Annotated in this window: 4 protein-coding genes; 1 reads left to right on the top strand and 3 read right to left on the bottom strand. The window is 73.0% G+C overall.

Features of this window, described 5'->3' with window-relative positions; all coding sequences use genetic code 11:
• Positions 1–205: 205 nt before the first annotated feature.
• Positions 206–1,717, bottom strand: a complete 1,512-nt coding sequence (locus ACFQS1_RS38065; RefSeq protein WP_378977465.1) for a dynamin family protein — start codon at positions 1,715–1,717, stop codon at positions 206–208.
• Positions 1,714–3,462, bottom strand: coding sequence for a dynamin family protein (locus tag ACFQS1_RS38060; RefSeq protein WP_378977463.1), 1,749 nt, complete (start codon positions 3,460–3,462; stop codon positions 1,714–1,716). The genes ACFQS1_RS38065 and ACFQS1_RS38060 overlap by 4 nt, the downstream gene beginning before the upstream one ends.
• A gap of 407 nt (positions 3,463–3,869) precedes the next feature.
• Here ACFQS1_RS38060 and ACFQS1_RS38055 point away from each other — a divergent pair, with 407 nt between their 5' ends.
• A complete protein-coding gene (locus tag ACFQS1_RS38055) occupies positions 3,870–5,456 on the top strand; it encodes an acyl-CoA dehydrogenase family protein (RefSeq protein WP_378977461.1) in 1,587 nt (528 codons plus the stop codon).
• Positions 5,457–5,509: 53 nt separating this feature from the next.
• On the opposite strand, the gene ACFQS1_RS38050 is transcribed toward ACFQS1_RS38055, so the two are convergent.
• Positions 5,510–6,970 (bottom strand): ATP-binding protein, encoded by a 1,461-nt coding sequence (locus tag ACFQS1_RS38050; protein ID WP_378977459.1) that lies wholly within the window; start codon positions 6,968–6,970, stop codon positions 5,510–5,512.
• Between the last annotated feature and the right edge of the window lie 2 nt (positions 6,971–6,972).

Genomic DNA, 6,972 nt, shown 5'->3' with positions numbered 1-6,972 from the left:
CGGCGGCAGTTGATCAGGGACGGCCAGCGATGAAGAGTTCCCGTCCGGCCGCAACCGCAACTTATCAAGATCAGCGCGCCGCGGCGCCGGCAACGCCCGGCAACCGGCGACACACATAGCGACCACCCGCAACACCGGGCCACGACAACGGAAGTCGCGGGAAACCAGACCCGCACCCGCAAGGGTCTTGAGAACTGAGACCGCGCTAAAACTGAGGCGGGCCCGGCTGGAACGGGCCCGGCTGGAACGGGCCCGGCTGGAACGGGCCCGGCTGGCTCTGGAACAGGATGGCCTCGCAGCTGCGCGCGACGGCGCGGGCGGCGGTCTTGAGCTCGCGCGGCGAGAACGGGTGCTCCGCGATCGCCTGCCATCTCGTCAGGGCGTCCCGCGCCGCGGCGGCGATCCGCCCGGGTGCGGCGTCCTTCGGCAGGCCCATTCGCGCGTACGGGGCGGCGCCCGCCCCGCCGAGCAGCACGTCCATCTCGGCCAGCTGGTCGTCGGTGCCGGGCAGCCGGCCCGAGCGCACCTGGTGCAGCAGGCGCAGCTCGACGAACTCGTGCGCGCTGGCGCGGATCCGCTCGGCCTCGGCGGCCATCGGCGAGCCCACCGGGATGCACTCGTCGAGCACGGCCAGGGCGGAGCGGGCCTTGAGCACCTCGGCGCGGCCCACGAACTGGGCGGCGAACACCTCGCGGAGGCGCTCGACGCCGCTGTGCTCGGTGAGCTCGCGGGCCAGGCCGCCGGAGTCGGTGACGACGCCCTCGCGGATCAGGCGCACCGACAGCCGTACCCCGAAAAGCCCGAGGCGTTGCAGCACCCGCGCCCGATGCTCGCCGGACGCCGCGAACCGGTCGGCGGTGAGCAGCAGCTCGACGACGTCGTCCATCGGCTCGGCCGCCACCGCGGCGAGGACCCGGAACTCCTCCTCGCGCAGGGTCGCGCCGGCCGCGCCGAGCAGCCCGGCCACCGGCACGACCACCGGGCACAGCCGCCGCAGCCGCTCGTCGGAGGCGTACCGGGCCGCCACCCGGGCCGCCGACGACATGGCGTCGAGCCGGCAGCCCCCGATCTCGTCGGCGCGGCTGAGGACGCCGACCGCGTTGACCGGGGTGCCGCTGGCCAGGCCGTCGCCGTGGAACGATTCCAGGAAGCGGACGTCGGCGCCGTGCATGTGCCGCAGCAGGTAGATCACCGCGTCGGTCTGCGCGGCCCGCTCGCCCTCGGCCTCGAGGAACGCCATGGTGCGCAGCGACACGTCGGTGGAGAGCGAGGCGATGCCGGGGGTGTCGATCAGCGTGTGCTGCCGCAGCCGGCTGCTGGGCACGCGCACCTCGAGGTGGTCGACCTCCTCGGCCGGCCGGCCGAGGTTGATCTGCACCGCGCCGTCGCGCCGGGTGAACGGGCGCGGCTCGGCGCTGCCGTCGTTGAGGTAGGCGGTCACCTCGTAGGTGCGGCCGTCGGCGTACCAGGTGACGATGCGGGTGCACTCGCCCGCGTCGGTGGCCGCCAGCTCCTCGCCGACCAGGGCGTTGAGCAACGTGGACTTGCCCGCCTTCACCTTGCCGGCGATGGCGACGCGCAGCGGCTCGTCGATGCGCCGCCGGGCGTGGGCCAGGCGCGGGTCGCGGGTCTCGGCGACGGCCCGGTCGAGCAGCACCCGCACCTGGTCGAGAAGGGTCCCGGCGCGCGGCGGACCGGCGCCGTGCGGGGCGGTCATGCGGCGAGCCGGTCGAGGCGGCGGCGCTGGTCGGCGAGCTGGCTCTCGCGCTCGCGGCGCTGCTCGGGCGGGAGCTCGGCGATCTCGCGGACGGCGGCGGCGGTCGCGGCGGCCGAACGCTCGACCGCCTGGGCCCGGGTGGCGAACTCGTCGCGCAGGAACCGCTGGGTGCGCCGGATCGCCTCGCGGCAGTCGCGGCCGACGTGGAAGCCGACGTCGTCGACGTACCGCCGCAGCTCGGCCTTGGCCTGCAGGCGGCGCTGCTCGGTCTGCCGCTCGCGCTCGCTCTTGATCATGCGGCGGCCCAGGGTCATGCCGGCGAGCAGGCCGATCGGGGCCAGGGCGAGGCTGAAGAACGCGCCCACCGCCCCGATCATGTAGATGCCGCCGTAGGTGACCCGGGCCGCCGTGAACGCGCCGAGGAACTGCTGCATGCCCGACTTGCGGAAGCTCACGTCCAGCTCGTCCACCTTGCGCAGGGCCAGCTCGGGCGCCGGCAGGTCGACGTCGAGGCTGTCGTACTCCAGGCCGAACCGCTCGGCCACGTCGTGCGCGAGCTGCTCGGTGCGGGTGACCAGCAGCATCAGGTTGTCGACCGCGGCCGACGCGGCCTCGCGCTGCGCCCAGGCCTGGAAGTCGCGCCAGGTCTCCTTCGGATCGGACTCGTCGATCAGGTCCTCGCCGCGGCGCAGCATCAGCCGCAGCCGCTCGCGCAGGTCGTGCTCGACGTCGGAGCTGAGGTCCTGGATGCCGTCGCCGAGCACGGTCTGCCACGACCCGCCGGCCAGCCAGGCGCTGCGCCGGGTCTTTTCCGCATATCTGCGGACCACCTCGGGCGACTTGTCGGGCGCCGCCGCGACGGCCTGCTCGGCGTCGACCCGCTCGCGCAGCTGGGACACCACGAAGGCGAGCTCGGCGCGGGCCGCCGCGACCTTGCCGGCGGCCGCCGTGCCCAGCACGTCGCGCCGCAGCAGGTCGACCAGCCGCGGAAAGCCGGACTCCTCGTTGAGCTGGGTGGAGTCGCGGGCCTGGGCGCGCATCCGCAGGAACGAGGAGACCGCCACGATCGGCACGTCCAGCCCGGCCCGCTCGAGGTGGCCCTGATTGATCTCGACGATCCGCCGCCACTCGCCGTAGAGGTCGATCTTGGTGAGCACGCAGAACGCCCGCGGGCACCGCTCCAGCGCCCGCCGCAGGAACTCGACCTCGGGCGCGGTGAGCTCCTGGGCCGCGTCGGTCACGAACAGCGCCGCCCCGGCCAGCGAGAGCGCGGCCAGGGTCAGGTTGCCCTGGGCCGAGTCGAGGCCGCCGACCCCGGGCGTGTCGATGATCGACAGCCCGGCGCCCAGCAGCCGGCGGTCGAGCCGGACCTCGACGCCCCGCGGCGCCGGATCGCCGCCGCCCTCGGTGATGTGCCGGCGCAGCTCCTCGAACCCGATCGGCACCGGCTCGTCGGTGCCGTCGACGCGCAGGTACGCCGAGGGCGGCCGGCCGAACCGCAGGATCGTCGGCACCGCGGTCACGATGTCGGCGTCGACCGGGCAGATGTCGGTGCGCAGCAACGCGTTGACGAGTGTGCTCTTGCCCTGTTTGAACTCGCCCACCACGGCGACGGTGGCCTCGTCGGAGCGCAGGCGCTCGGCCGCCTGGTCGAGCCGCGCGATGAGATCGCCCCGCCCGGACGCCTCGGCGAGGGCGCGGGCCTCCCCGAGCGCCGCCAGCACATCGCCCCCGGGCCGCCCCACCCGCGAAGCCGCCGAGGTAACCAACCCGCCCGCCCTTTCGTCGCCATGAGCTACCCGGCCATTCTCCACCCCGCGAGCACGCCCGCACGGAGCGGTCCGCGCCGACCGGGAACGATCAGCCTCCGTCCACGCCGGATTCGGATCAAGAGCGGGACCGGATGGCTTGTCAGCACGACGGAAATCCGACACTGGTTCGCACGCCTCGCACATCTGGCACGCGATGAGATGTAGGCGCGGACCCCCATGGCCCACTACGATCCTTGGACCCGCTACTTTCATGGGCGTCGAAGACCCTCCGCACGTACCTCGCGGCACGGCACCCCGCGAGGTGCGTGCGGAGCCTTGTCGGGGGCCGCAAGAGCCTGCCGGGCATGGCCCCGCATGCTACCGGCGAGTAGATTGCTGGTGTGACGACCCACGAGGTGTTCAACCAGCCGCCGCCGCTCGTCGACTACGACGTCTCGGCCGACGCCGCGCTGCTCGCCGGCGTCGCGCGGGAGGGCGCGCCGTGGGCGGTCGGCGACCTGCACCGGCTCGGCAAGCTCGCCGGGACGGCCGAGCCGCAGCGCTGGGCCGACGAGGCCAACCGCTACGAGCCGCGGCTGGTCACCCATGACCGGTACGGCCACCGCGTCGACGAGGTCGAGTTCCACCCGTCCTGGCACAGCCTCATGTCGGTCGCCGTGGGCGAGGGTCTCGCGGGCGCGGCGTGGGCCTCGCCGAAGCCCGGCGCCCACGTGGCCCGGGCCGCCGGTCTCTTCGTCTGGTCACAGGTGGAAGCCGGCCATTCCTGCCCGATCTCGATGACCTATGCGGTTGTTCCGGCGCTGCGCGCGAACCGCGCTTTGTCCGATCTCTACGAGCCGCTGCTGACCAGCCGGACGTACGACCCGGGCCTGCGGACCCCGAGCACCAAACACGGTCTGCTGGCCGGCATGGGCATGACCGAGAAGCAGGGCGGCTCCGACGTCCGGGCCAACACGACCAGGGCGGTCGACCAGGGCGACGGCACCTGGCGCCTCACCGGCCACAAATGGTTCACCAGCGCGCCGATGTGCGACCTGTTCCTGGTCCTCGCGCAGACCGGATCGGGCCTGTCGTGCTTCCTGGTGCCGAGGGTGCTGCCCACCGGCGAGCGCAACGTCTTCCGCATCCAGCGCCTGAAGGACAAGCTCGGCAACCGCAGCAACGCCTCCAGCGAGCCGGAGTTCGAGAACACCACCGCCTGGCTGGTCGGCGAGGAGGGCCGCGGCGTCCGCACCATCATCGAGATGGTCGCGATGACCCGCCTCGACTGCGTCACCGGCTCCGCCTCCGGCATGCGCGCCGCCCTCAACCAGGCGGTCCACCACGCCCGTCACCGCAAGGCCTTCGGCAAGCTGCTGATCGACCAGCCGGCCATGCGCAACGTCCTGGCCGACCTCGCCGTCGAGTCCGAGGCCGCCACCGTGCTCGCGATGCGCCTGGCCGGCGCGGTAGACCGCGACGAGCAGGCCGTCAAGCGCCTCGCCATCGCCGTCGGCAAGTTCTGGGTCTGCAAGCGCCAGCCCGTCGTGGTGGGCGAGGCCCTCGAGTGCCTGGGCGGCAACGGCTACGTCGAGGAGTCCGGCCTGCCCCGCCTCTACCGCGACGCGCCGCTCAACTCGATCTGGGAGGGCTCGGGCAACGTGCAGGCCCTCGACGTCCTGCGCACGCTGAGCCGCGAGCCGGACAGCCTGGCCGCGCTGCTGGCCGAGGTGACCGGCGTCGACCGGCGGATCGACGCGGCCGTCGCCGAGCTGCGCAAGATCACGCCCGAGGAGGGGCAGGCGCGGCGCATCGTCGAGCGGATGGCCGTACTCCTGCAAGCATCGCTCCTGGCGCGGCACGCCCCCGCCGAGGTCTCCGACGCGTTCCTCGCGACCCGGCTGGGCGGCGACTGGGGCCACACGTTCGGCACCCTGCCCGCCGGCATCGACACCGCGAAGATCCTCGAGCGCGCGGCACCCGCTTAGCAACGTGACCGCAACGGACTTCGGCCGGCCGGTGGTCGAGCCCGGCTTCCGGCTCATCGCGGGCCGAGCAGCTCCCGTACGCTGGCCAGCAGCTCTTCCTGCCCGATAGGCGCGACGTTCCCGCCGGTGCGCGCCTCCTGCATGGCCTTGGCCAGCTGCACCCGGCGGAGCACCTCCTTGATGTCGGCGCCGGTCATGCCGTGACTGGCGTGCGCGAGCGCCGGCAGGTCGAGATCGTCGGCGAACATCTGGAAGCCCGGCCGCTCGTGCACCGCGATCAGGCCGCGGATCATCTTGCGGAAGATCTCGGCCCGGCTCGCCTCGTCCGGCTTCGGCACGCTGAGCTTCACGTCGAAGCGGCCGGACCGGATCAGCGAGTCGTCCACCCGGTGCGGGAAGTTCGTGGTCGCCACCACGATCACGTTCGGGTTCTCCTCGATCAGGTCGTTCATCTCCTGCTTGAAGATGCCGGCGACCGCGTTGAGCGCCTGGCTGGCCGCGTCGCCGCCGGCGCCCGCGTAGCTGACGATCGAGTCGAACTCGTCGAACAGCATCAGCGTCGGCACCCGGTACCGCCGGGCGTCGCGGAAGATCTGCTTGATGTTGCGCTCGGAGCCGCCCAGCCACTTGTCGAGGATCTCCGGGGTGCGGATCTCGCGGAAGTCGGCGCCGATCTCGTTGGCCAGCGCCCGGGACAGCATGGTCTTGCCGGTGCCGGGCGGCCCGTACATCAGAATGCCCTGCGGCCGGCGCGCGCCCCACCGCGCCATCGCCTCCGGATGCCGGAACGACACCGCGATCTCGCGCAGCTCGGACACCACCTCGGCGAGCCCGCCCACCATGTCGAGCGTGACGGTCTGGGTGGTGGCCGGTTTGGTCGGGATCGACTCCCGGCTGATCACGAACTTGCGGCCGGACAGCGATTCCGTCCCGGCCAGCTCGATCACCGCCTGCAGTGTCAGCCCGACGAAGGCCTGCAGGTGCGCCGGTGTCACGTCGTCGCGCGGCACCTCGGCGAGCAGCCGCACGACGGTCCCGCTCTCGTCGTAGGTCACGGTCGCCTGCAGCCCGACGACGGCGTCGGCGAGGGTGACGGGCCGGCGGTTCGCCGGCGGCTGGGCGGGTTTGTCGAGACCCAGTTTCTTGTACGCGGCGACGGCCGCCGAACCCACGCTGTCGACGATCCGCGTGGCGATCGGGTCGCCCTGCTCGATGCGCTTGGCGAGCAGCACGCCGACCGGGTCGTTGCCGAGCACCAGCTTGCGGATGCGCTCCTTCGAGTACGGCTCGTCGGCCGTGCTGATCGCGGCCGAGAACACGTGCACCGGCCCGGCGGGCCGATCGGCGCTGGACACGCTCAGGTCGACCCGCCGCACCGGCTCCGGCCAGGTGGCGCGCCGCAGCAGGTCCACCGGGTTCACCCGGGCCGCCGCCAGCAGGGTCGCCGCGTCGATCATCTCGACCGTGGCGCCCGCATACTCGAAGGTCTCACCGCGCTGCCTCGCATCTGACATGC

The sequence above is a fragment of the Paractinoplanes rhizophilus genome, assembly GCF_042664765.1.
Lineage (GTDB): Bacteria > Actinomycetota > Actinomycetes > Mycobacteriales > Micromonosporaceae > Actinoplanes > Actinoplanes rhizophilus.
Note: the sequence above shows the minus strand (reverse complement) of the source record. Positions and strands in the feature narration are given on the sequence as shown.

Bases quoted from the DNA above. Each gene is read 5' to 3' on its own strand.
- ACFQS1_RS38065 (WP_378977465.1), bottom strand. From the start codon at position 1,717: ATGACCGCCCCGCACGGCGCCGGTCCGCCGCGCGCCGGGACCCTTCTC.
- ACFQS1_RS38050 (WP_378977459.1), bottom strand. From the start codon at position 6,970: ATGTCAGATGCGAGGCAGCGCGGTGAGACCTTCGAGTATGCGGGCGCC.